The following is a 259-nucleotide window of genomic DNA, read 5'->3' as shown; positions in this document are numbered from 1 at the left end:
TATACCCGTGATCAATGAAGGTGCTTGATTTTCGATAAAATCAGGATCATGCTAAGACCCATGAAAATTACACTGACTCCTCAACAAAAGCTGCAACTCGAGCAGATGCACGATTCTACTCGTGATAGTCGAGTATGCGATCGCATTAAAGCTGTGTTACTTACTTCTGAAGGTTGGAGTCAGGCTATGATTTCTCAAGCCCTTCGTATTCATGAATCGACTGTCGCTCGCCATCTCAGCGACTATACGCTCTCAGAAA

1 protein-coding gene is annotated in these 259 nt (G+C 43.6%); it reads left to right on the top strand.

Annotated features, from left to right (window positions below; all coding sequences use genetic code 11):
• Positions 1 to 60 precede the first annotated feature (60 nt).
• The coding region (locus H5300_RS27440) for a helix-turn-helix domain-containing protein (RefSeq protein WP_182797410.1) at positions 61 to 259 on the top strand (199 nt) is incomplete at its 3' end.

The organism is Vibrio sp. SG41-7, from assembly GCF_014164465.1.
Taxonomy (GTDB): Bacteria; Pseudomonadota; Gammaproteobacteria; order Enterobacterales; family Vibrionaceae; genus Vibrio; species Vibrio splendidus.
The sequence above is the reverse complement of the archived record's forward strand: the minus strand, read 5'-3'. Positions and strand labels throughout refer to the sequence as shown.